The organism is Niveispirillum sp. FG148 (assembly GCF_057809655.1).
This window is the reverse complement of record NZ_JBMDKJ010000083.1, coordinates 1-369: the sequence shown is the minus strand read 5'-3', so window position 1 is coordinate 369 and position 369 is coordinate 1. Positions and strand designations below refer to the sequence as shown.

The following is a 369-nucleotide window of genomic DNA, read 5'->3' as shown; positions in this document are numbered from 1 at the left end:
TGCCCATCATGCTGTACAACAACCCGCCGGCCTATCGCGTGTCGATCACGGCCAGCGTGTTGAAGAAGCTGGCCGACATCCCCAATATCGTCGCCGTGAAGGAAAGCGCGCCCGATCCGCGCCGCTTCACCGACCTGATCAATGAGTTCGGCGACCGTTACGTGCTGATGGCCGGGCTGGATGATGTGGCGCTGGAAGGCATGATCCTGGGCGCCCATGGCTGGGTGTCGGGCCTGACCAGCGCCTTCCCGCAGGAAAGCGTGGCCCTGATCGCGGCCCTGCAGAAGGGCGATATCGAGGAGGCGCGGCGCATCTATCGCTGGTTCATGCCGCTGCTGCATCTGGATGCCGAACATGATCTGGTGCAGT

General features: G+C 63.1%; 1 protein-coding gene. It reads left to right on the top strand.

The genetic code is table 11. From position 1 onward, the window contains the following. The coding region (locus ACODTW_RS28295) for a dihydrodipicolinate synthase family protein (RefSeq protein ID WP_488949559.1) at positions 1-369 on the top strand (369 nt) is incomplete at both ends.